Source organism: Cedecea colo (assembly GCF_011808225.1).
GTDB lineage: Bacteria > Pseudomonadota > Gammaproteobacteria > Enterobacterales > Enterobacteriaceae > Dryocola > Dryocola colo.
Genome location: NZ_SOYS01000001.1, coordinates 756,450 through 778,726 on the forward strand (window position 1 = coordinate 756,450; position 22,277 = coordinate 778,726).

A 22,277-nucleotide genomic window follows, 5' to 3' on the forward strand; every position below is an offset into this window, starting at 1 on the left:
CGTATGGTTTCTGTAGGGTGGATAAGCGCAAGTCGCCATCCACCGCTACCTGGTTAAAGCTTACGAGCAAGCATGGTGGCAAAACGCAGCTTAATGCGGTTACCGTTCTCGTCGGTTTTATGTAGCTGGCCAACGTCTTCGTTATACTTAATCAGCTCCCAGCCCTGGTAATAATTGCTCAGCTCGCCCGCTTTGAACGCAAACGGGAACCCAACGTTACAGGGGAAATCTTCCGTATCCATCGCCGCCACGATCAGGTTATAGCCGCCCTTTCTGGTACAGCGCTGCATATTATCGATAAGGCCCGGAATGGTGTCGCGCTCAAGGAACATCATCACCACGGTGGAGAGAATAAAATCGTACTCGCCGTCAAATTTCAGTTCGTTCAGGTTAGCGATACCGGCGGTGATATTTTTTAATCCTTCCGCCTCGATAATCTGTTTCAGATTATTGATGCTCATTGGGTTTTTATCCCACGCGGTCACCTCAAAGCCTTTCTGGTTCAGGTACAGGCTGTTGCGACCGTTGCCGCAGCCCAGATCCAGCGCCTTGCCTGGTGGTACGATGGTCGCGGCATTCACCACGTCGGAATGTGTTGGCGTTAAACCATATTTTTCGCTGTAGTAACTTTCAGACTTCGCGGTCATAAACGATCCTCTTTCATGGGCCTGGCCGTACGCACAATGAGTTTTCCCTGCATCAGCAGAATAAACGTGCGCACCAGCAGCAGGCCGATAATGACATTAGTAAAGATAAACAGCGGCAGCGCGACGACGGTAAAAATGCCGTCGCTGCTGTCGTGACTGAGATGCAGCGCGGTGGTTGCCAGCGCTGAGATGCCGAATGAGAAACTCCAGAACGAGGCGTTAAACGGCTGAGCCATATACCAGGGCATGAGGCGCAGCATAAAAAGCAGCTGCAATAAACCGTAGCCAAACAGCATTTTGGCAAAGAAATCCGCCCGTCCGCCGTTTACGCTGAGGTAAGCGCTACAGGCCACCAGCGCAGGAGCAAGCTGGATCCCAAGCGAGGTGCGAACCGGCGTGGGTAATGCTCCGGCGCTACGCATACGGTGCAAAATAGCCGGTTCCAGGCTGAGCCAGGAAAAAACGCCCGCGCCAAAAAACAAAATCCCCAGGTCGTGATAACCCAGCGCCCCGCTCGCCATCGCGCTGATAAAATTATTGGCGACCGTCGGCAAATACAGCCCCGGCGTGGTTGCCGTTTGCGGATGGTTTCCACGCCATAAACCGGCGCTTTGCCACGCGGCATAGCTGAGCTGCGCCGCTGCGCCCGCTACGAACATCCCCACCGCCACCGGCCGTAAGTAAGGCGCAATTCCGATAGCCACCAGCATCGTGGTTGCGGGAAAAAGGCTGACGAAGCTGCTCATTAACGGATGAAGAATTTCCTCTTTTACCGTCCGGGGATATTTTACCAGGCGGTACAAAAAAGCCAGCGCCAGCAGAAACCAGACTATCATAGCCAGGACTTCGAGGAACGCGCCAGGCAGCGGGCTAACGGGCCAGATAGCGGCGGCATAGCGCCACGCGAAACCCATTCCGATTATCCCCAGCACCATACCGAAATACCCGGCGGGCAGATTAATCATCGTGGACGACACTGATTTGCTCATTTTGTTTATTTTTTAAAATGTATTTTAAATGCATTTTATGCGATTCCGCGCCGGAACGCCACGCCAGCCATTTACCTGCTACGTTTTAAACAGGCCAAAGGGGGCAGAACGAATGCGTAAATACGAATTAACCGAGGATTCACAGCTTCACGATTATCTGCTCGATGGCGAAAAGCAACGGATCAGGCTCTGGCAAATCCGCGCGCTCCAGGACTTTAGCGATGTAAAAGCCGGACAAACCGGCGGCTGGGTGGAAAGTGAGGCAAGCCTGGATCAGCAAGGCGAATGCTGGATTTACGATAGCCAGTCTCTGGTATTCGGCGGCTCCGACGTCAAAGACGATGCGCAAATTCATGGCGCCTCGACGCTTTGCCATCAGGCTCACGTCTCTGGTCATGCTTTCGTTGAAGATTCGCTGGTTAGCGGGGAATGCTTTATCCGCGAAAATGCACGCGTAATAAACGACAGCCAGATTATTGCGTTGCGCGGCCTGACGGCGGACCACGACCAGCTGCTGCAAATCTATGGTAACGCGGTGGTCCGCGCTTCCCGCGTAGTCCATCAGGCGCAAATTTATGGCGATGCCGTGGTCAGCAACGCGTTCATTGAACACCGCGCCGAGGTATTCGGGCACGCCGTGCTGGAAGGAAACGAGGATAACAACGTCTGGATTTGCGACTGCGCCCGCGTTTTCGAGAACGCCCGCATTATCGCCGGTAGCGGAGAAGACCAGATCCCGACCATTCGCTACTCCTCGCAGATTTATGGCAATGCGGTCATCGAAGGCGACTGCGTGCTAAAACATCACGTGCATATCTTCGATGATGCCACGCTCATTGGCGGCCCTGTTCTGCTGGATAACCACGTGCAGATTTATGGTAGCGCGCGCGTAACGGGTAATGTGCTGATCGAAAATAACGTGCAGGTCTGCGACCTGGCAACGGTAGACGGAATTAACGGCGAAGCGATTCATATCCGCGGCAATAAGGCTGTCAACGGCGACCAGCGGGTAACCAGAACGCCGTTTTATGGTGTGTTTTGATTATTCCTCAACGCGCGCGTAGATATTCTGGTCGTGAAACTCACCGTTAAGAAACTCTGCCTGGCGTAAACATCCTTCGAGAATAAACCCGTTGCGTTGCGCCACCTTATTGCTTGCTTCGTTAGTCACGATGCATTTGATAACAAACCGGCGTACCGCATCTTCACCTGAATATTTAGCAATCATCGCTTCCAGCGCCTGCGAAATAATACCCTGCCCCTGCGCGCCCTCGTCCAGCCAGTAACCGATATAAGCCGTCTTATTGGTCGGTTCGATTTGATTAAACGAAATCACGCCCGCCATCTCCTTATCCAGATAGATAAGAAACATTTTCGCGTAGCCGCGGTGGTGCAAAATATAATTTCCCTGCGCGGTCTTTAACGTATCCTCACGAGATGCTACATGCTGCGGCCACTCCATGGCTTTTTGCAGCCATGCCTTATTGCGCACCACAAGGGCGAACAGCTCATCAACATAGCGTTCATGAATGGAGTGCAGCGTTATTTTCTCGTTAACTTTGATGACATCATCCTGCCAGTTTTCAGCCGCCTGCAAGGTGAACCTCCGTAGTCCGGGACGTATTGACTATAGTTAACACAGGCTTCAGTCAGGAGAAAGCGTATGTCCCGAGTTGTTGCAGTCGATCATCTGGTGATTTCCGTCAGCGATTTCGCCGTCTCGCGTCGGTTCTATGCCGGCCTGATGGGCTTTCTGGGCTTCGAGGTGCTTGATGAGCACCCGGGGATGATGGGCTGGACCAACGGCTCAACCCGTCTGTGGATTAGCCAGGCTGACAAACAAGGACTCAGCCATCCTTATCGCAAAGGCGATCCGGGCTTTCATCATTACGCCTGGGGCTTACGCAACCGGCAGGATGTGGACGATCTGCAGGCGTGGCTGGTGAAGCATAACGTGACTATATTCGATCCCGCCGGCGAGTATTACCCGGATTATTATGCCGTTTTCTTCCTTGACCCGGACGGCATGAAGCTGGAAGGAATGTTTTATGGTGCCGAAAAGTAATCCTTCATCAGCAAATGCGCTCGTTACAGACGGTGGCACCGCCGCCGTTAATCTCGATGCCGAAATCAGAATAAACATTCAAGTTCACCGACCGCTTATGCAAATTTCAGCCGCATCGCTGGCTTAATTTGCAGAAATTTCATTCTGTTTCCGGACATTCATTCAGCAATGACGTCAGAAATTGAGGACATTTGCAGTTATGCTGCCATGACTGCATAAATTGATAAGCAGGAAGGGGAAATATCCCTGAAGGATTATCTTGCTGATTGTAAAGCTAGCGGCATCGATCCTTATGAACGGGAAGAAAAGATTAAAACCTTTACCCTGCGTTATCCGGAATCCTTTGGTGAAAGGCTGGCGATTGCCGCCGCAGAGCGACGCATGTCGGTAAATAGCTTCATCGTTGAGATTTTAAGCCAGCAAATGAAGCTGAAGTAAAAAGCCCCGCGGTTTTTCCTGCGGGGCTTTTGCGTTTATTTCATCACGCGGTCATCAATATAGTTACGTTTGTCAGGCGCCGGAGGGAAATACTGATACAGCCAGGTTTCACTGATGGCATCGCCCCGGCAGCGCAGGAACATGCGCATATCTACCGGCGCGGTGGAATCATCGGTTGGATACCAGTCGAACAGAATGCGGTAGCCGTCGAACGGTTCCACGTAGAGGATTTCGATCTGCTTTGCTTCACCGTTTGAAAGCGTGATAACCGGCTCGATACCTTTTGGCGCCGCAGCTTTCAAATCGCCGCCCACAAAATCAATGGCGAAACGGCGTGACCATTTGTCCGGGAAGTGTTCGCCCGGCGCCCAGCCTTCCGGGAAGCTGCCCATACCCGTGCGCGTCGCGTAGACGCGGGCCAGTTCGGTGGTAATCGGCGGCAGGCCGCTCCAGTACAGACGATACTTAAATTCCAGCTCATCGCCTGCCTTCACCGGTTTTTCCGGTTGCCAGAAGCAGACAATGTTATCCAGCGTTTCACCCGTAGTTGGAATTTCCATCAGGCCTACGGTGCCTTTACCCCACTTATTACGCGGTTCAACCCACAGGCTCGGGCGTTTGTTATACCAGCCCATAATGTCCTGGTAATTGGCGAACTCATGGTCAAGCTGCAGCAGGCCAAATCCTTTCGGGTTGTTATCCATATAGGCGTTAAACTGAAGTTTTTGTGGGTTATTCAGCGGCCGGGCAATCCATTCACCGTTGCCGCGCCACATCGCCAGGCGATCCGAGTCATGGATCTGTGGATGAATGGTGTCGCACATGCGGCGTTCGTTGGTGCCGCAGGCGAACATGCTGGTCATCGGCGCGATGCCCAGTTGCTTGATGTCTTCGCGAGCGTAAAGGTGATTGTCCACCTCCATCACCACGCGTTTTTCTTCGCAACTGATGATGAATTTATACGCCCCGGTGACGCTTTTGCTGTCCAGCAGCGCGTACGCCACAAACGTTGTGCTGCCAGCTTCCGGCGTTTCAAACCAGAACGAAGTGAAATCCGGGAACTCCTCTAACTGGTCGGTAAAAGTATTTACCGCAAGTCCCCGCGCGGACAAACCATACTGATAAGTGTTATCTACAGCGCGGAAATAGCTGGCACCCAGGAAAGAAACCACGTCGCGACGCGCCAGCTCCGGGGCTTTAAAAGCTTTAAACCCGGCGAAACCGAGGTCCATCTGTCCTTCAAGCTGTCTGGTATCGACGCCCGCATTGTTGTAGTTAAATAACTCAGGCCGGAAGTGAATTTCGCGCGACTGATGGGTAGCAGGATCGACGGAGAACATGCGCACGCGGCGTTTGAACCCCATCCCCACATGGAAGAACTGTACGTCCAGTTGACGATTGTTCAGGCCGTTCCACAGCGAATGATCCGCATCATACTGAATGGCGTTATAAGCCTGTGGCGTCAGCGTGGCCAGCGTATCCGGCAACGGACGAGGCGCGCCGCTCCAGGGCTTTTTCGACAGGTCATGGGCCATTGCCTGCAGCACTGAAAAGTCAAACTCGGTGGTACGGCCATCGGCGATCCCGGATTCCGCGGCGAATGCTGCGCGAGAAAAGAAGGTAGCGAGGGTCGGAGTGCCGCAGGCTGCGGCGAGAGCCATAGAGGCTTTAATAAAACGTCTGCGGTTCATGCCCGGGGAATCGTCCTTTTATGTCGATGTATTTCGTCCTGCCCTGTGGGCAGAACTACGGCAAGCTGTTGCAACCATTACGACCGCACACTCTAGACAAAATTCACCGCTAATCCAACGGTTGTCGATCCGGATTTGATTCAGAAACGCAGTTTTTTTATTTGAAGCGGAATGAACTGAAAAAAGGACGGGAAAACGCCCCTCTCACATGTCAAAGAGGGGCAAAGCGAGATCACTTCACGCTGACGTCAATGCCGGGGAAGTATTTCTTGGCAAGCGTTGTCACCGTGCCGTCGGCCTTCACTTTTTCAATCGCCGCATCGAGCTGCTTTTTAGTCTCCGCATCGCCTTTACGCAAACCAAAACCGATTCCGCTGCCGAGAATAGTATCGTCGCTCACCGGCTTGCCGATAAAGCCAAATCCTTTGCCCTGCGGTTTGCTCAGGAAGCCCGCCTGTCCGGCTGCGGACATCACCAGCGACGCATCGATTCGGCCATTGAGCAGATCGCCCCAGGCCATATTCTGATCTTTATAAGAGACAACCGTTACGCCCTGCTTTTCCCAGTGCTCTTTGGCATAGGTTTCCTGGATAGAGCCTTGCAGAACGCCGATGGTTTTTCCCTTTAGCCCTTCCGGCGTGGCGTCAACGGCGCTGCCGGCCTTGCCCACAAGCTGAGAAGGAATGCGGTAAATCGGCTGGGTAAAATCGATGCTTCTGCGCCGCTGTTCGGTGATATTCATTGCCGAGTTGATGGCGTCAAATTTCTTTGCCATCAGGCCCGGTATTAACGCATCAAAAGAGGTTTCAACCCAGGAGCATTTCAGGCTCGCCGCCTTACAGATGGCGTTGCCCAGTTCAATATCAAAGCCTTCCAGCTCGCCTGACGAATTGCGGCTTTCAAACGGCGGATATTCAGCCTCAACGCCGTAGCGCAGTTCAGTTGCCGCCAGCCCGGCGAAAGTGGTGAACATCCCAACGGCTAAAATGCCGTAGCGCAGTTTAGCTACTGCCGACCCGGAGAAAGGAGAGAACTTCTCAACCACTAAACCTGGCGCATGAATTTTTTTCATTTTGACCTCTTTTCAACGTGGTTTCAGCCGACAAAGCGCCTGTGCGCCCGCCCGTAATGTGGCTTCATCTTTGGCAAAGGAAAGACGAATCAGTTTATTATCCGTTCCGTCAGTGTAAAACGCGGAAAGCGGGATCGTCGCCACGCCATGTTCGGTAATCAAACGCTTGACCATCTCGCTGTCGGACTCATCGCTGAAATGGTCGAAACTGGCGAGCAGAAAGAACGACCCCGCGCTCGGCAACAGTTTAAACGGCGACTCCGCCAGTAAGGACTGCATCAGATCGCGCTTGCGCTGGTAAAAAGCCGCCAGCGACAGATAGGTTTGCGGATCGGCCATGTAGTCGGCAAAAGCGTACTGCATTGGCGTATCGGCAGAAAACATCAAGAACTGATGCACCTTGCAAATCTCATCCATTAACGCCGCCGGTGCCAGGCAATATCCCACGCGCCAGCCCGTAACGTGGAACGTTTTTCCAAATGAAGAGATAATCACGCTGCGTTCGGCAAGCTGTGGATGCGTCGCCATGCCGTGGTGACGTTTACCGTCAAACACGATGTGCTCATACACTTCATCGGATAAAATGACGATATCCGTGTTGCGCGTCAACGCCGCCAGCATCTCCAGATCGTGCGCGCTGAATATCTGCCCGCTTGGGTTGTGCGGCGTATTAATGATGATCATACGTGTACGAGGCGTAATGGCGGCCCGCACTTCATCCCAGTTGACGCTGAAGTCCGGAAGCGCAAGCTTCAGAGCAACAGGTTTAGCCCCTTGCAGACGCACAATAGGCGCATAGCTGTCGAACGAGGGTTCGAAGTAGATCACTTCATCACCCGGATGCACCAGCCCGCTGATGGCTGAATAGAGCCCTTCGCTGGCGCTGGCGGTAATCAGCACTTCATCGTTGGCGTCATAATGCGCGCCGTAGAGCGTTTCCACTTTCTCCGCAATTAGCGTTTTCAGTGGAGCAAGACCGGTCATTGCCGAGTACTGGTTATGATTATCCAGCATGGCTTTGGTGACGCCAGCAATTAGCTTGGGGTCGGGTGAAAAGTTCGGCGCGCCCTGCGAAAGATTAATCGCGTTATGCTGCGCCGAGAGCTGGCCGATAACGGTAAAAATGGTGGTTCCCACATCGGGCAGTTTTGAACGATGTTGAACCGGGGTATGGATAGTCATGGCCGCTCCTGTTGCTGCTCAATTTGCATAACTATTCAAACTGGATGCGGTTGCCACGACAAACGAATTGTTGTCATAATAGCCATGCAAAAAATGCATGGCTCAGCGGAGAGCACGATGGCGCGGCATAATTTTCCCCTCAACACGGTTGATGCGTTTCTGGTCACGGCCAGACATTTAAATCTTACCCGGGCAGCAAAAGAGTTATACCTCACGCAGGGAGCGGTCAGCCGTAAGATTGCCGCCCTTGAAGAGTGGCTGGGCTTTGCATTATTTGAACGTCACGCGCGGGGTTTGTATCTTACGCCGCAGGGAAGCGCCCTGCTTCCCGATCTGCAAAATGCTTTCGAAAAGCTGCTTGACGTTGCCGGGCGCGCCTGTCATAAACCGAGCGTTATTCGCCTGAAGGCGCCGACCTGCGCGATGCGCTGGCTGGTGCCTAAAATCATACAGCTTGAGCTTCGCGCCCCGGATATTCAGGTTGCGCTTACCACCACCGTCGATCACGGGGTTAACTTCAAAAACGAACCTTATGACGTGGCGATTGTTTTTGGCCTGCACGCCAAAGCCGGCACGCTACTTTTTGAAGAGATCCTCACGCCCGTCATCAGCCAGAGTTTATTGCCTGCGGGGCCGCTGTCTGCCGAAGATCTACCGCGTTTCACCTTCCTGCATCCGACGCGCGATCGCACGGACTGGTCACTGTGGCTTGCCGACTATCCGGCAACAAAGCCTGCGATGGTAAGGAACCAGCATTTCGATACGATGGATTTGGCCATAAGCGCCGCTATTCAGGGTTTTGGGATAGCCATCGCCGATGAGGCTTTGGTTGCAGAAGATGTACGGATGGGCAGACTGGCGCGCCCTTTCGCGCACAGCGTGAAAACCGGAGCAAGCTACCGCCTGGCCGTACGTCCTGGTAGCGAGAATATGGCCGGGCTGGAGGCTTTCTGTGAGAGCTTGCTCACGCCGGATTGAAGAGATTGACGGGGCATGAGCTATATCTGTTCTACCAGCGGATAGAAGTCATGGTTCTCTTTGTGCATTCGCTCATGGACTTTGCGTAAAACGATATTGGCGTCCCGACGAAATTCCTCGTCATGGCCAAATACTTTATCGGCTGTATTCCAGCGCCGGGAGAAAGCTTCGTACTGAATGACAATATCCGCCATTTCACGCTGCAACTGTAGGCTCATTCTTTTTAATTTTGCATCATTTACCTTTTCCAGGTAAGGATATAAAAACTGATCTTCAGCAGAGAGATGGATTTTAATAACAGAACTCATGTTGATGACGGCCTGCGCTATTTCCTTAGCATGTTGCGATATGCCCGCATGGCTCAGCTCTCTGAGTTTGTTGAGTTTATCTATTATTTCCACATGCTGGCTTTTCATTTTATCGATATTCATGGATTAATCCTTATCTGCATTATCGTGCCTCTATAAGATGCATATTAAATACATCTTTAAAAATTAGCAATGCCTTATTTGCAGAATAAAAAGCCTGTGATTTAGGATAAGACGTTATTATTTTTAGCGCTGGATTATCCTAATCTGACGTGCTGTTTCATTACGCGTTTAAATAACTGCATACGGGTTCGCATAAAACGATTGCTTATCCTGAACCGCGCCTGTTTACTCACGCCAATTAACATCGTTCTGTCTTTACGCCGGATACACGCGGGCCAGCGTAAGACGCCGTCAAGCTGTTCGCTTGCGGACGTCGCCGCTCGTGCAAATTCGGCCCAGTAGTCGCATACCTTAGCGGAGAAAGCCAGATCGTTTACCGTCACATAATCGCAGGCCGGTGGAGTGAGCCGTAACGTGTCGAACACGTAGGGAACTTCGTTGCCGTGCCAGGTTCCGTTTGCGTAGGTTTTACGTTCAGCCTCGGCGACATAATCAAAGTAATAACGCCAGCAGGGTTGGCCTGTACGCTGCTGCGCCTGCATAACCACAAACCCCATCGTGGTAAAGGCCATATCGCGGCACACCTGGCGGCCTAATTCTGCATCGCCTTTTACGCCCGGATAGAGCATTTTTATCAGTCCCAGCCCGAACCGTTTCTCCCGGCGCAGCAGCTCGATTTGCCCGGCCAGATCGATACCGAAATAGCTCAGCACGCTGGCTTCATCGCTGTTGCTGCCGATCATGACCGGCATCGGATGCTGCCTGCCCGTGAAGAAAGTATCCAGCATCGGCTCCGGCAGCACGCGGTCGCCGCTTATGGGCGCCGGACCGATATTTAGCGGCGCTTCTAATGTCCAGAACTGGTCGGCCGGCAGCTCGCGTAGTTGTTCAGCAGTGGCCTCTTCGAGCCCAAAGTGGCGCGCCAATGATATGCCTTTTTTCAGCGCCTGGTGCCGCTCAACGTCCGGTAAGGTGTAAGCACTCTGAACGATTGCTTTATGGAATAACCCGCCGGCAAGCGGCGAGGCCAGAAGTGAAAGCACGCTTCGCGCCCCGGCTGATTCGCCAAACAGCGTCACGTTATTGGCGTCGCCGCCAAAGGCATGAATGTTTTCCTGCACCCACGCAAGCGCGGCGATTTGATCCATCAGAGCAAAGTTATATAGCGGTCCTGCTGGATCTTCGTCTGCCAGCGCCGGATGCGCGAAAAAACCCAGGTGCCCCAGCCGGTAGTTGATTGACACAAACACCACGCCGCGCGAGGCAAACCCGCGACCGTCGTACGGCGTCAGTCCGCCAGCGCCGATGGTGTAGCCGCCGCCGTGCAGCCAGACCATAACGGGAAGCGGCTCGTCGCCGATTTTTGCGGGCGTCCAGATATTCAGATAAAGGCAGTCTTCAGAAAACCGGCCCGGATCGCCGCCGCCCACGGCTTTACAATATTCCAGACTTTGCCAGCTTGCCGGAGAAAACTGCGTGGCAGGTCTGACTCCTTCCCAGCTCGCAGGAGGAACAGGCCCTCGCCAGCGCAATTCGCCCACGGGCGGAGCGGCGAAGGGGATGCCGCGAAATACGCTACATCCCTCTTCTGTTGTTCCGGCAAGCTTGCCCTGAGCGACATTAACCAACGGGATTTCAGGCGCTTCCATCTGCGATTCCTTGCTCTTGCTATCGATACCTCAAGCAGAATAGCGCGTTCAGAGCAGTCCGCAACGTCGTTTGCTGCGATCTTCAGCCTGTTGATATAGCTCAAACTCGTCGGCAACCGACGCTCCCAGCGCCTGTTCAAAAGCTTCACGGCTGGCATGCCCACGGGAACGGGCGCCGCTTTCGCTGCCTAAATTAGACTGGAAAATACCCGCGGCGCTCACCGGTAGAAAATCTTCATAGGTAATAGGTTGCGCCACCAGCCAGCCGCGTTCAATCAACGACTGCGGATCGTCACCGGCCTTTATCCCCGACCGGTGCATTTCGCCTGCGGGCGTTAAGCGATAGCGGAAATAGGCCAGCGCCTGGCGACGCAGCAGCGTATCGCTGTCCGGCAGACGGCTGAACACCTCCTGCAAATGATGCTGATGGCTGAGATTGTCTTTGCCGCTGCCTGCTTCGAGCAGCAGTTCGTCATACAGCGCGCGCCCCTTCGGCGTTAACGCTACCCCACGCTGTTCGATTTCGCCAAACCGCGCCGTGTGCGTTCCGTGATGCTCTCCGGCAAACAAAATCGGCTCTTCCAGCGCTTTAAAACTGGTCTGGCGCAGCAATATCGGAAATTCGCGGCGCGGCGGTCCTTCAATTATCGCCTTGGGTGAAATGCCGTATTCAGGCATGAGCGCCTGCACGCGGTCAATGTCCAGCGTTCTTGGCGTTAAGTGGTTGATATGGCAGCCGTGGAAACACACCACGTCGGCTATCAATCTGTGCTGATCGTGCAGCGCCTGGTAAGTCTGCGCATCGACTGTCGCATGGCTGTGCCAGCGGAACGTCTCCAGCGCCTCGCTGACAAACTCATTAGCCTGCGCGTCGTTCAAACCTTCCTGCCGATCGTAAATATCGAGCAGCGCCCGGCAGCGCGGGGTAAAAATATCCCTCTTTGCCAGGATTGCCGCAGCCTTCTTGCGCAGGGATGCGTTTTCAATGAGTTCAAGGCGCAGTAAGGAGGTAAACACACGGAACGGGTTACGGGCCAGCGCGGTATCGTCAGTCGGGCGAAACGCGGTGGAATGCACCGGCACGCCCGCCTGCGAAAGATCGTAATAGCCAACCGGCTGCATGCCCATGACGGCAAAAATCCGGCGTAACGTCGCCAGCTCCTCAGGCTTGCCGACGCGGATAGCCCCGTGGCGTTCAACGTTAAGCCTTGCCAGTTCATCGGCATTTTCCAGCTGCTGTTGCAGTTCCGGGTCGTTTTCCAGGACCGCGAGGTTTACATCGGCGACCAATTCTAACAACGTGCCGTACTGAGGCACCTCTTGCTGGTACATCGCCGACATTGCGTGCGAAAATTTTTCCCGAATCTCATCAGCCGTGATGTTGTTCGCCATGATGTCGTATCTCCAGTGAATATTGCTGAAAGCGTAGGATCTGACGGCGCACTCAGGGCGAAGAATTTGCGTTTTGTGATCTGCCTGAACTTATCGGCTGGACCAGAACGAGATGCGGCATTTCATGTTAGCGATATTGATGAATTGTTAACATTATTTTGCTAGCAAGTTATCATAATTAAATAACTTACCTTGTCACCGCGCCCCGTCTGTTTTTAACATCGCTTATGGAAAAAAATGGTCTTTTCAGTCAGCGCATTCGCTTGCGCCATCTGCACACTTTCGTGGCCGTCGCTCAACAGGGAACGCTGGGGCGAGCGGCTGAAACACTTAATCTGAGCCAGCCGGCCCTTTCTAAAACCCTTAATGAACTGGAGCAGCTGACCGGCACGCGCCTGTTCGATCGCGGGCGATTAGGGGCGCAGCTGACGCTGATGGGCGAACAGTTTCTCACTCACGCCGTCAAGGTTCTCGATGCGCTTAATCACGCCGGGCAGTCCCTGACTCGCAAAGATGGCCAGACCTCCGCCGTGGTCAGAATCGGCGCGTTGCCTACCGCGGTGCTCGGTATATTACCTGCGGTTATCGGTCAGTTTCACAAGCAGCAAAGCGACGTGACGCTTCAGGTCGGCACCATGAACAACACCATGCTGCTGGCGGGCCTGAAGACCGGCGAGCTGGATTTGGGCATCGGACGGATGTCCGATCCCGAACTGATGACCGGGCTGAACTATGAGCTGCTGTTTCTCGAATCGCTAAAACTCGTGGTGCGCCCGGGCCATCCTATTTTGCAGGAAAATATTACCCTGAGCCGGGTGATGGAATGGCCGGCGGTGGTTTCGCCGAAAGGTACCGCCCCACGCCAGAATACCGAGACGCTGCTTGCAGGCCAGGGATGTAAACTCCCGGCGACCTGCATCGAAACGCTGTCAGCCTCGCTTTCTCGCCAGTTAACGGTGGATTACAACTACGTCTGGTTTGTTCCCTCAGGCGCGGTCAAAGAAGATTTGAAACAAGGCACGTTGACGGCTCTGCCGATTACCATCCAGGGCGCTGGAGAGCCGATTGGCATCCTGACGCGGGTGGATGCCGTGTTATCGCCGGGCGCGCAGATTTTGCTCGCTTCGATTCGGAAATCTATGCCGGGCTAACGGCTACGTTTCGCGTGTCGTTCCCAGTTTTCGATCCTTGCCTGAGGCGATTTTTTCAGCGCCACATAACAGGCCCCGCTGCCGCCGTGGTGCGGCATTGCGCTGCAAAAAGCCTGCACTTCTTCAAACTCAGGAAGCCAGCGTGCCAGATAGCTACGCACGATGTTCGCATGGGAACGATCGTCACGGCCTTTACCGTGGATAATTAACAGGTTGCGCAGCCCGTCATGTTTTGCCTGCTGGATGTAAGCAAACAGCATCTGGCGACACTGTTCAACGGGCTGGCGCAGCAGATTGAGGCTCGCTTCCTGGCCATATTTCCCCAGGCGAAGTTTGTCGAGCACGCCGGTTTGCAGGCCTTCGCGTTTGAATTCCAGCGGGGTGCCCAGCGAGACAATATCCAGATAGTCTGTCGTCAAAAAATTATCGAGCTGCAATGTGTCGATTTTTTGCGAATCTTTTTCTTTGACCGGTTTGAGCCACTGGCTGCTGGCACAGTTCTTCAGCGGTTTGACATCCTCCATGGCGTCGAGAAACAGCAATTTGTCGTCAAGGTTCATGGAAAATCCTCCTGGCTCGTCTTCGCCGCGTACTATAACCGCCTGCCTGCCCAGGCTCAATATCAGTAGCATGCTGCTTTGGCGTTTGATATGTACAAATAATATTCTATGCGGTTAGTTTTATTTTACTCGTTAATGCGAAATTAATTCTCTGTGCAAAAAGCGTGAAACCAATCACTCAGATAATCATGCATTTTTGTTCTGAACTGGCTATAAATAGCAGTAGCCCGAACAGGAATATAACAGGGTATAAACAGGAAGCATTGCTGTGTGTACTGGGGTCGGACTGATGTCGTCAGGCCCCCTTTTTAATACATAATATTTTTATTGCTTTTTGTGTATTTACCGGACGCATAATTTGGCTTAACAATGCTGACGAAAAAACAAATCCAAAATAACGTGGCTCTTATCCGCCCTATTTTAATCCCTCTGTTAAATAATGGTTATTCATTGCCGGACGATCGTTGCGGGAAAACAGCGCAAAGGTTTCAGGGCATTATCTACCCTTTCAGGATGTCTGGTTGCTGCTGCTGATGGCGTGGTATTCTGTTGGTCCGGAGGTCGCCCGCGCCCGTATTAAAAATGGAGAGCATCATGCTGACACTGCTTGAAGATAAAATTGCCACGCCGCTTGGGCCGCTATGGATACTCTGTGATGAGCAGTTCAGGCTACGGGCCGTGGAGTGGGAAGAACACAGCGATCGTATGGTGCAGCTGCTGAATATTCATTATCGCGCGCAAGGCTATCTGCGCGTCAGCAGTCAGAATCCTGGCGGGATGAGCGACAAGCTGCGCGACTATTTTGACGGCGATTTGAGCATCATTCACCATCTGCCGACGGCTACCGCAGGCACTCCGTTCCAGCGCGAGGTATGGCAGGCGCTGCGTACTATTCCCTGCGGTCACGTTATGCATTATGGGCAACTGGCAGAGCAGCTTGGTCGCGCAGGAGCCGCTCGGGCCGTGGGGGCCGCGAATGGCTCTAATCCGGTCAGTATTGTGGTGCCCTGCCATCGCGTTATCGGGCGCAACGGCACTATGACAGGTTATGCCGGCGGCGTGAGCCGTAAAGAGTGGCTTTTGCGGCATGAAGGATATTTATTGCTTTAGGCCCGCGGCGGCTTTCAAAGCGATAATTAAGCCATAAATGCGGCCGTAATTTACGTGATTGATTAGTTAACTTTATCCTTATCAACAAGATGGCGTAAAAATTCGCATTTTGAATAACATTATATTCCCTACGGTGTTTCGCCATACTTACGTGCTCAGCAAAAAGATGGTAAAATTGACCAATATCAATTACGGTCTGAGCATATCTATGATCCCTGAAAAGCGAATTATCCGACGCATTCAGTCTGGCGGTTGTGCTATCCATTGTCAGGACTGCAGCATCAGCCAATTATGCATCCCTTTTACGCTCAACGAGCATGAGCTTGATCAGCTTGATAACATTATCGAGCGCAAAAAGCCTATTCAGAAGGGGCAAACCCTGTTTAAAGCGGGTGACGAACTGAAATCGCTGTACGCCATTCGTTCAGGGACCATCAAAAGCTACACGATTACCGAACAGGGCGATGAGCAGATCACCGGTTTCCATCTTGCTGGCGATCTGGTCGGTTTTGACGCCATCGGCACCGGGCATCACCCGAGCTTTGCCCAGGCGCTCGAAACCTCTATGGTGTGCGAAATACCCTTCGAAACGCTGGATGATTTATCCGGTAAAATGCCGAGTCTGCGCCAGCAGATGATGCGTTTAATGAGCGGTGAAATCAAAGGCGATCAGGACATGATTCTGCTGCTTTCTAAAAAGAATGCCGAAGAGCGTCTGGCCGCGTTTGTCTACAATCTTTCACGTCGTTTCGCCCAGCGCGGTTTCTCACCTCGCGAATTTCGTCTGACTATGACCCGTGGCGACATCGGTAATTATCTTGGCTTAACCGTTGAGACCATTAGCCGCCTGCTGGGTCGTTTCCAGAAAAGCGGCATGCTGGCCGTGAAGGGCAAGTATATTACTATTGAAAACATCGACCTGCTTTCCCAGCTCGCCGGTCAATCACGTAACGTTGCCTGATAAAGACTGACCTTTGCCGGGTCGCTAATATTTTCTATGTTTTTGATCCGGCAACGGCTTCTTACCTGTTTCATTCTCTTCTTATAGGTTAATCTTACTTAACAGACTGTGGTTAGCAGTTGTAAGGAGACCTGTATGGCAAAGTATCAAAACATGCTAGTCGCGATTGATCCCAATCAGGACGATCAACCTGCCCTGCGGCGTGCTGTTTATCTGCATCAACGGATTGGCGGCAGAATTAAGGCCTTTTTGCCGATCTATGATTTTTCTTATGAAATGACCACCCTTCTGTCACCAGACGAACGCACCGCTATGCGTAAAGGTGTCATTAGTCAGCGCGCGGCCTGGATTAAAGAACAGGCGCAGTATTACATCGAAGCCGGTGTGCCCATTGAGATTAAAGTGGTCTGGCATAACCGTCCTTTCGAAGCAATTATCCAGGAAGTGATCGCCGGCGGTCACGATCTGTTGTTAAAAATGACCCACCAGCACGACAAACTTGAGGCGGTAATTTTTACCCCAACCGACTGGCATCTGCTGCGCAAATGCCCTTGCCCGGTATGGATGGTGAACGAGAAGCCCTGGCCGGAAGGCGGTAAAGCGCTGGTTGCCGTAAACCTTGCCAGCGAAGAGCAGTATCATAACGCGCTTAATGAGAAGTTAGTTAAAGAAACCCTGCGCCTGGCGGATGATATCAACCACACTGAAGTGCATCTGGTGGGCGCCTATCCCGTTACGCCTATCAATATCGCCATTGAACTGCCTGATTTTGACCCCAGCGTATATAACGACGCCATTCGCGGCCAGCATCTGGTGGCGATGAAAGCCATCCGTCAGCAGTTTGGCATCGCTGAGAAAATGACGCATGTCGAAAAAGGCTTGCCGGAAGAGGTCATTCCGGACCTGGCCGAACATCTTCAGGCGGGGATTGTTGTGCTGGGAACGGTAGGACGCACCGGCCTTTCCGCCGCATTCCTCGGCAATACCGTCGAGCAGGTTATCGATCATTTACGCTGCGATCTGCTGGTCATCAAGCCTGATGAATATCAGACGCCCGTCGAATTAGACGATGATGAAGACGATTAACGTTTCGCTAAGTTAACTAAAAAGCCCGCCGGTGCTCCACCAGCGGGCTTTTTAGCCTATCAGACAAGAAAGCACATTAATCCTTCATCTGGAAATAATGCTACGCAAAATAAGCCGTTCGCCCTGGCAATAAATAAGTCAGCTCCGCCAGTTTTGCCGTCGAATAAAGCATGGATTAAAAGTTCAGTTTATTACAATAATTTTCTGGCCGGCTGATAACTAAGGATACTGACGATTTCATCAGACCATAAGTGTGGTACAACTCCCCCTTTATTCTGCACAATAAACTCTATATCGCTCGCACCAATAGAATCCAGGCTACATTTTTAAGGTCGTTCATTTATTAATCCAGGATCGCGAGGATAGAGCTAACATATGAAAGCACTTACTTATCATGGCCCTAAGCATGTCAGCGTCGACAATATGCCCGACCCGATCATCGAAGCACCTGACGATATTATTCTCAGAGTCACCGCTACGGCGATTTGTGGTTCAGATTTGCACCTCTACCACGGAAAAATCCCCGGCATCCATCATGGTGATATTTTTGGTCACGAGTTTATGGGCGAAGTCGTGGAAACGGGTTCTGGCGTAACGGCGGTGAATAAAGGTGACCGGGTCGTTATCCCTTTCGTCATCGCCTGCGGAGACTGTTTTTTCTGCCATCTGCATCAGTACGCGGCCTGTGAAACAACCAATACGGGTAAAGGTTCCGCGCTGAATCGCAAATCGATTACCCCTCCTGCCGCTTTATTTGGTTACAGCGACCTTTATGGCGGTATACCCGGCGGCCAGGCGGAATATGTACGGGTGCCAAAAGCCAACGCAGGCCCGTTTAAAGTCCCTTCCACCCTTGCGGATGAAAAAGTTTTATTCCTCTCCGATATTCTTCCTACCGCCTGGCAGGCAGTTAAAAACGCTGAGGTTAAACAAGGTTCCAGCGTGGCAATTTTCGGCGCCGGGCCCGTAGGGTTACTGTGCGCAGCATGCGCCCGCCTGGCCGGGGCGGAGAAAATATTTATTATCGATCATCATCCCTACCGGCTCGCTTTCGCCCAGCAACGCTATGGCGCGATACCGATCAATTTCGATGAAAATGACGATGCTGCCGCCTGGATTATTGAGCACACTGCCGGCAACCGCGGCGTGGATGCGGTCATTGACGCGGTCGGGTTTGAAGCAAAAGGCAGCATAACCGAAACGGTGCTCAGCAACCTTAAACTTGAAGGAAGCAGCGGCAAGGCGTTGAGACAGTGTATAGCCGCCGTGCGCCGCGGAGGGATTGTCAGCGTGCCGGGCGTCTACGCGGGCTTTATTCATGCCTTCCTGTTTGGCGATGCCTTTGATAAAGGACTGACCTTCAAAATGGGGCAAACGCATGTTCATGCGTATCTGCCTGAGCTGCTCAATTTGATAGAAAGCGGACATCTGCATCCTGAAGAAATTGTGACTCACCACCTTCCTCTCGAAGATGCCGCCCGTGGGTATGAAATTTTTGAGAAACGCCAGGAAGACTGCCGTAAGGTTATTCTTGTGCCGGGCCTTAGGGCGGATGCTGCCACAATCTAAAAGGAGCACGGTCAACGCCGCAAAAGGGGCCAGATATCTGACCCCTTTTGCTTCAGAAACTAAAACGATAGCCTGCATTAACCTTATTCTGCGTAAAGCGCTTGCCGTTAACTCTTTCCATATCGAAATATAATTCGTGCTGCCTGGCAATGCCTGCGCTGACCCCCACGCCGTTTGACCAGAAGTCGCCTCTGAAAGAGTGGCCCTCTTTATTCCCGTTCAGCCGATAACTGGCCTTACCTTTAAATTCATGCAGATAATTGCTCTTAAAATAGAAGTTTATCGGCGTTTCGCCTTCCCGCGCGCTGTAGCCAAGCAGGCCGCCTGCCCTTCCTGTTGCTGAGGTGTAACCGGAAAGATCCACCGTCAGGCCATTTGTGTTATGGAAACGGCTGCTTTCCTGGCGGAATACCAGCGTCTGCAGCTGAGGCTCTATATAAGGTCCGGCGTTTTCACCGGAAAAATAGAAGCGCTTGCCGCTTTCCAGAGACAGGGATAAGCCATTCGAAGCCGCCTTGCCGCTGACCTCATTTCCCTGGGTATCCAGCACGCTGATTGCGGTGCGCATGCGGTTATATTTAAACGCGGCATCAAGGTAAAAACCGCTATCGTGCAGATACCCGGCGTACAGACCAACATTATAATTTTTTACATTACCGCTTCCGTTCAGGTAGGTCTGATCGGAAACGGTGCTGCCCGCGGCAAACCCCATATAAGTCAAGCTATTCGCCTGAGGCCACTGTTTATCCGCGCCAAGCTGATAACCGCGATAGTTCATCAGGAAGCCGTTAAGCTTGCCGTTATCAAAGGCACGGAAGTTGCCGCCATAGCCGTGCAGCCAGACGTTTTCATCTTTCTCCTCCCGACGAATCTGTCCCATACGCTGCATCAGCGTGCTCATATCGGCAAATTTGAGCAGATAGCCAATATTGAGTGTATTTGCCGAAGCGCTGGCCGCGCTGGAGATCGGCGGCTGCGGCTGAGGCACAGGAACTGGTGGTGGTTCCGGCCGGGCCTGAGCCAGCGAAACAAGCTGCCAGTTCTTCTCCTGCTGGCGGAGGCTGTATACATATCCTCCTAACTCTACGTCATTTTTCAGGGAAAATTTCCCTCCGCCGTCCGCGGTTTCTACCAGCGTCAGAACTTCCTTGCCGTCCGTTTCGGCGCTGCCATTGTTAGTGACGGTAAGCTGGTGCTCGCCACGCGTTGTGCCGCTGACGGCAATGACATCTCCTTTCAGCGCAGCCAGGTCGGTACGCATAGTAAAGTTTCCGCGTCCGCTTAAACTCGTCGCCCGTAAAGTTTTAAACTTCTCTGTACCGCCGAAATTTACCGTACCATTATCAAGCGCCAGTTCGCTGACGTCGGAGCTGTCGCTCATATTCCACAGGCTGTTGCGCAGCGAAAGATTAACCACGCCGCCATTCGTGCGGGAAGCCAATCCGTTAAGCACCGACCCATCCGCCATGTCCAGCGCGATGGCGGCATTATTCCTGGCATACAGTCCGCCATCAACCATCATGTGGCCGCTGCCTTTAATCCAGGATGCGGGACTGTCAGTCGCCATGGCGATCTCAGAACCGCTAATACTTGTCGCCCCGGAAAAATTAATCTGACCGCCGTTGTTCGCTACCAGTGCGTAGGTCGACGGTGCGACACTGAGCGAGCTATCGGTCATATTGACTTCGCCGCCGGTGACCGCCCATATACCGTAAGCGCCCTGCGCCGCAGCCTGGACCTTATGCAGATTAAGCACCGTTCCCGCCTGCTGTGCGCTGGCGGCGAGTCCTTTCGCCCTCACGGAGCTGTTATTGATTGTCACAACGGGCGCGGTATTGCCGCTCGTTCTTGCGGCGATAATGCCCGCCCCGTTTTCTGCTTTAAACTCACCGGCAGCAACGTTCGTCACGCCAGTTGTGAGCTCCATTGCCACCGCATTTTTACCGGAGGTATGAATGAGTAAGTTTTCCGCAGTCAGTTGTGATGCCTTATTGTAGGGCCCGGACAACCATATCGCGTGGGCGCCGTCGCCGCTGGTGGAAATGGAAGTCTTCCCTCTTAACGCCACATTCCCTGTCCCGACATTCAGATTCAGGCCATACCCATTCTTCCCGGTAGTGGAAACCGTCAGGTTTTCGGCGTCAACGCTGCTGCCTCCGTCATCTCCTGACAAATACAGGCCTGAATATCCCGTCTCGCCATTTATGTTAATAGACGACCCGGAGCCCAGACTGATATCCGCAGCGCCCTTATTAACTTTTATTCCGTGCGCATCGGTGGTCGTTATCTTAAGGTTGTTGGCAATAATTGTGGTCGGGCCGTTAGTCTCAATAGCCGCCGAAGTACCAAGCGTATCCCTGGTGTTAACAATATATTCGCTGCCTTCTCCAAGATTCAGTAACGATCTGTCTTTTCCCTGTGCCGTCATAATTCCCGTCGCGCTGGCACCCTGCGTGATAAGCTGTAAACGGCCGGTATGCAAATTACCACTCAGCCCGATCGCGGTTGCGTGTTTATCACTATGGGTAAAAATAGATGTATTATCCTCCAGGCTAACTACTCCGTTGCCGGCGTAAATCGCCCAGGCATGATCGTGCCCGGAAATATTCATGGTTAAATCCGAAGAGCGGATACTGAGCCCGTCCCCGGCCAGGACGCCATAGGTTGCTTGCGCGCTATCTTTAGCAGTTACCTCGATGGACGAGTTTTTTCCCAGAGCGTGGGCAGGCGCTGCGCTAGCGCTGAGATTAATCCCGCTCACGGGCTGCATGCTGCCCTGCGTATTGACGATAAGGCTCACCTTCGCATCCCCTAACTGCAGGCCGGTGTTGTCATTAGCGCCTGAGATAATACCGTTAGCGTCGCCGGTGTTAATAACATCACCCGGATTAATCTGCTGTGACGCCAGATCAATGGTATTTAAATACAGAGTTGAGTTCACCGCTGGCGAAACAAAACTACCGCCAGAAATAATAAGCGACGACAATATCAACCTGGAGCGAATCAAATACGCGAGCGCACTCATCCTCATTGAACGATTCCTTGTAATGAGTTTAACGAAGGGAACCATCCGAAGCATCAGTCAATCTGCGGACGGGACGTAAGCTGCATGTTTTCAGTGGCACCCCGCTTTAATAGCAAGAAAATTCATTCCTTGTCAAAATATTACCTCCGCCGAAGGTTAATTTAAGAAAATTACCTGAAGGTTAAAGTAATATTTATTATCGTTGCAAAGTTTTATTACCTGTTCAAATAAAAACAGGCAAAGGCATTGTCTTATACGAGAAAATTAAACAGCGACGAAGA

The 22,277-nt window shown here is 52.6% G+C and carries 20 protein-coding genes and 1 pseudogene; 10 read left to right on the forward strand and 11 right to left on the reverse strand.

Annotated features, from left to right (window positions below; genetic code table 11):
- Positions 1–53 precede the first annotated feature (53 nt).
- Both tehB and tehA read right to left on the reverse strand, forming a co-directional pair.
- Positions 54–647 carry a tellurite resistance methyltransferase TehB gene (gene tehB / locus E2L00_RS03395; protein ID WP_167606984.1) on the reverse strand — a complete coding sequence of 198 codons (594 nt, stop codon included), beginning with the start codon at positions 645–647 and terminating at the stop codon, positions 54–56.
- Entirely contained in the window at positions 644–1,636 is a 993-nt protein-coding gene (gene tehA, locus E2L00_RS03400; protein ID WP_167606987.1) for a dicarboxylate transporter/tellurite-resistance protein TehA, read from the reverse strand. Before tehA ends, tehB begins: the two co-directional genes overlap by 4 nt.
- Before the next feature lie 112 nt (positions 1,637–1,748).
- Here tehA and ydcK point away from each other — a divergent pair, with 112 nt between their 5' ends.
- Positions 1,749–2,678, forward strand: a complete 930-nt coding sequence (gene ydcK, locus E2L00_RS03405) for a YdcK family protein (RefSeq protein WP_167606990.1) — start codon at positions 1,749–1,751, stop codon at positions 2,676–2,678.
- Here ydcK and rimL read toward each other — a convergent pair whose 3' ends face one another.
- Positions 2,679–3,233 (reverse strand): 50S ribosomal protein L7/L12-serine acetyltransferase, encoded by a 555-nt coding sequence (rimL, locus tag E2L00_RS03410; protein WP_167606992.1) that lies wholly within the window; start codon positions 3,231–3,233, stop codon positions 2,679–2,681.
- A 66-nt stretch (positions 3,234–3,299) separates the two neighbouring features.
- Between rimL and E2L00_RS03415 the strand changes: the two genes are divergently transcribed.
- From E2L00_RS03415 to E2L00_RS03425, 3 genes and pseudogenes are all read left to right on the forward strand, one after another.
- Positions 3,300–3,701 carry a VOC family protein gene (locus E2L00_RS03415; protein WP_167606995.1) on the forward strand — a complete coding sequence of 134 codons (402 nt, stop codon included), beginning with the start codon at positions 3,300–3,302 and terminating at the stop codon, positions 3,699–3,701.
- Complete coding sequence (locus E2L00_RS03420) at positions 3,685–3,828, forward strand: hypothetical protein (protein WP_167606998.1); 144 nt, start codon at positions 3,685–3,687, stop codon at positions 3,826–3,828. Before E2L00_RS03415 ends, E2L00_RS03420 begins: the two co-directional genes overlap by 17 nt.
- Positions 3,829–3,926: 98 nt before the next feature.
- Positions 3,927–4,139 (forward strand): annotated as a pseudogene (locus E2L00_RS03425) (toxin-antitoxin system HicB family antitoxin); the annotation flags it as partial.
- Between the two features lie 35 nt (positions 4,140–4,174).
- On the opposite strand, the gene E2L00_RS03430 reads toward E2L00_RS03425, so the two are convergent.
- From E2L00_RS03430 to E2L00_RS03440, 3 genes are all read right to left on the reverse strand, one after another.
- Positions 4,175–5,830: a glucan biosynthesis protein D gene (locus E2L00_RS03430; RefSeq protein WP_167607001.1), complete on the reverse strand. Its 1,656-nt coding sequence runs from the start codon at positions 5,828–5,830 to the stop codon at positions 4,175–4,177.
- 232 nt (positions 5,831–6,062) lie between these two features.
- A complete protein-coding gene (locus E2L00_RS03435) occupies positions 6,063–6,803 on the reverse strand; it encodes an ABC transporter substrate-binding protein (protein ID WP_167607563.1) in 741 nt (246 codons plus the stop codon).
- 111 nt (positions 6,804–6,914) lie between these two features.
- On the reverse strand, positions 6,915–8,084 hold the full coding sequence (locus tag E2L00_RS03440; RefSeq protein WP_167607004.1) for a pyridoxal phosphate-dependent aminotransferase: 1,170 nt from the start codon (positions 8,082–8,084) through the stop codon (positions 6,915–6,917).
- 117 nt (positions 8,085–8,201) lie between these two features.
- On the opposite strand from E2L00_RS03440, the gene E2L00_RS03445 reads away from it, so the two are divergent.
- Entirely contained in the window at positions 8,202–9,062 is an 861-nt protein-coding gene (locus E2L00_RS03445; RefSeq protein WP_167607007.1) for a LysR substrate-binding domain-containing protein, read from the forward strand.
- Between the two features lie 20 nt (positions 9,063–9,082).
- On the opposite strand, the gene E2L00_RS03450 is transcribed toward E2L00_RS03445, so the two are convergent.
- The 3 genes from E2L00_RS03450 to hglS all read right to left on the reverse strand — a co-directional run bounded on the left by E2L00_RS03450 (position 9,083) and on the right by hglS (position 12,534).
- Complete coding sequence (locus tag E2L00_RS03450) at positions 9,083–9,493, reverse strand: hemerythrin domain-containing protein (protein ID WP_167607010.1); 411 nt, start codon at positions 9,491–9,493, stop codon at positions 9,083–9,085.
- Between the two features lie 134 nt (positions 9,494–9,627).
- Entirely contained in the window at positions 9,628–11,142 is a 1,515-nt protein-coding gene (locus E2L00_RS03455; RefSeq protein ID WP_167607013.1) for a carboxylesterase/lipase family protein, read from the reverse strand.
- Positions 11,143–11,190: 48 nt separating this feature from the next.
- Complete coding sequence (hglS, locus tag E2L00_RS03460) at positions 11,191–12,534, reverse strand: 2-oxoadipate dioxygenase/decarboxylase HglS (protein ID WP_167607016.1); 1,344 nt, start codon at positions 12,532–12,534, stop codon at positions 11,191–11,193.
- Between the two features lie 227 nt (positions 12,535–12,761).
- Between hglS and E2L00_RS03465 the strand changes: the two genes are divergently transcribed.
- Positions 12,762–13,685, forward strand: a complete 924-nt coding sequence (locus E2L00_RS03465; protein WP_167607019.1) for a LysR substrate-binding domain-containing protein — start codon at positions 12,762–12,764, stop codon at positions 13,683–13,685.
- Here E2L00_RS03465 and smrA read toward each other — a convergent pair.
- Entirely contained in the window at positions 13,682–14,245 is a 564-nt protein-coding gene (gene smrA, locus E2L00_RS03470) for a DNA endonuclease SmrA (RefSeq protein WP_167607022.1), read from the reverse strand. The two genes, E2L00_RS03465 and smrA, sit on opposite strands and share 4 nt — an antisense overlap.
- A 594-nt stretch (positions 14,246–14,839) precedes the next feature.
- Between smrA and ogt the strand changes: the two genes are divergently transcribed.
- The 4 genes from ogt (at position 14,840) to E2L00_RS03490 (ending at position 18,971) form a co-directional block, all read left to right on the forward strand.
- Complete coding sequence (ogt, locus tag E2L00_RS03475; RefSeq protein WP_167607025.1) at positions 14,840–15,355, forward strand: methylated-DNA--[protein]-cysteine S-methyltransferase; 516 nt, start codon at positions 14,840–14,842, stop codon at positions 15,353–15,355.
- 208 nt (positions 15,356–15,563) lie between these two features.
- Complete coding sequence (gene fnr / locus E2L00_RS03480) at positions 15,564–16,316, forward strand: fumarate/nitrate reduction transcriptional regulator Fnr (protein ID WP_167607573.1); 753 nt, start codon at positions 15,564–15,566, stop codon at positions 16,314–16,316.
- A gap of 135 nt (positions 16,317–16,451) precedes the next feature.
- Complete coding sequence (gene uspE / locus E2L00_RS03485) at positions 16,452–17,402, forward strand: universal stress protein UspE (RefSeq protein ID WP_167607028.1); 951 nt, start codon at positions 16,452–16,454, stop codon at positions 17,400–17,402.
- Between the two features lie 375 nt (positions 17,403–17,777).
- A complete protein-coding gene (locus E2L00_RS03490) occupies positions 17,778–18,971 on the forward strand; it encodes a zinc-dependent alcohol dehydrogenase (RefSeq protein ID WP_167607031.1) in 1,194 nt (397 codons plus the stop codon).
- Between the two features lie 52 nt (positions 18,972–19,023).
- Here the strand turns inward: E2L00_RS03490 and E2L00_RS03495 are convergent, their stop codons facing one another.
- The gene (locus E2L00_RS03495) at positions 19,024–22,002 is read right to left on the reverse strand and encodes an autotransporter outer membrane beta-barrel domain-containing protein (protein WP_167607034.1); all 2,979 of its coding nucleotides are present in this window, start codon (positions 22,000–22,002) and stop codon (positions 19,024–19,026) included.
- Positions 22,003–22,277: the final 275 nt, after the last annotated feature.

Bases quoted from the DNA above. Each gene is read 5' to 3' on its own strand.
- E2L00_RS03435 (WP_167607563.1), bottom strand. From the start codon at position 6,803: ATGTTCACCACTTTCGCCGGGCTGGCGGCAACTGAACTGCGCTACGGC.
- uspE (WP_167607028.1), top strand. From the start codon at position 16,452: ATGGCAAAGTATCAAAACATGCTAGTCGCGATTGATCCCAATCAGGAC.
- hglS (WP_167607016.1), bottom strand. From the start codon at position 12,534: ATGGCGAACAACATCACGGCTGATGAGATTCGGGAAAAATTTTCGCAC.
- fnr (WP_167607573.1), top strand. From the start codon at position 15,564: ATGATCCCTGAAAAGCGAATTATCCGACGCATTCAGTCTGGCGGTTGT.
- E2L00_RS03490 (WP_167607031.1), top strand. From the start codon at position 17,778: ATGAAAGCACTTACTTATCATGGCCCTAAGCATGTCAGCGTCGACAAT.
- E2L00_RS03430 (WP_167607001.1), bottom strand. From the start codon at position 5,830: ATGAACCGCAGACGTTTTATTAAAGCCTCTATGGCTCTCGCCGCAGCC.
- E2L00_RS03465 (WP_167607019.1), top strand. From the start codon at position 12,762: ATGGAAAAAAATGGTCTTTTCAGTCAGCGCATTCGCTTGCGCCATCTG.
- tehB (WP_167606984.1), bottom strand. From the start codon at position 647: ATGACCGCGAAGTCTGAAAGTTACTACAGCGAAAAATATGGTTTAACG.
- ydcK (WP_167606990.1), top strand. From the start codon at position 1,749: ATGCGTAAATACGAATTAACCGAGGATTCACAGCTTCACGATTATCTG.
- E2L00_RS03495 (WP_167607034.1), bottom strand. From the start codon at position 22,002: ATGAGGATGAGTGCGCTCGCGTATTTGATTCGCTCCAGGTTGATATTG.
- E2L00_RS03450 (WP_167607010.1), bottom strand. From the start codon at position 9,493: ATGAATATCGATAAAATGAAAAGCCAGCATGTGGAAATAATAGATAAA.
- smrA (WP_167607022.1), bottom strand. From the start codon at position 14,245: ATGAACCTTGACGACAAATTGCTGTTTCTCGACGCCATGGAGGATGTC.
- ogt (WP_167607025.1), top strand. From the start codon at position 14,840: ATGCTGACACTGCTTGAAGATAAAATTGCCACGCCGCTTGGGCCGCTA.
- E2L00_RS03420 (WP_167606998.1), top strand. From the start codon at position 3,685: ATGGTGCCGAAAAGTAATCCTTCATCAGCAAATGCGCTCGTTACAGAC.
- tehA (WP_167606987.1), bottom strand. From the start codon at position 1,636: ATGAGCAAATCAGTGTCGTCCACGATGATTAATCTGCCCGCCGGGTAT.
- E2L00_RS03415 (WP_167606995.1), top strand. From the start codon at position 3,300: ATGTCCCGAGTTGTTGCAGTCGATCATCTGGTGATTTCCGTCAGCGAT.
- E2L00_RS03455 (WP_167607013.1), bottom strand. From the start codon at position 11,142: ATGGAAGCGCCTGAAATCCCGTTGGTTAATGTCGCTCAGGGCAAGCTT.
- E2L00_RS03440 (WP_167607004.1), bottom strand. From the start codon at position 8,084: ATGACTATCCATACCCCGGTTCAACATCGTTCAAAACTGCCCGATGTG.
- E2L00_RS03445 (WP_167607007.1), top strand. From the start codon at position 8,202: ATGGCGCGGCATAATTTTCCCCTCAACACGGTTGATGCGTTTCTGGTC.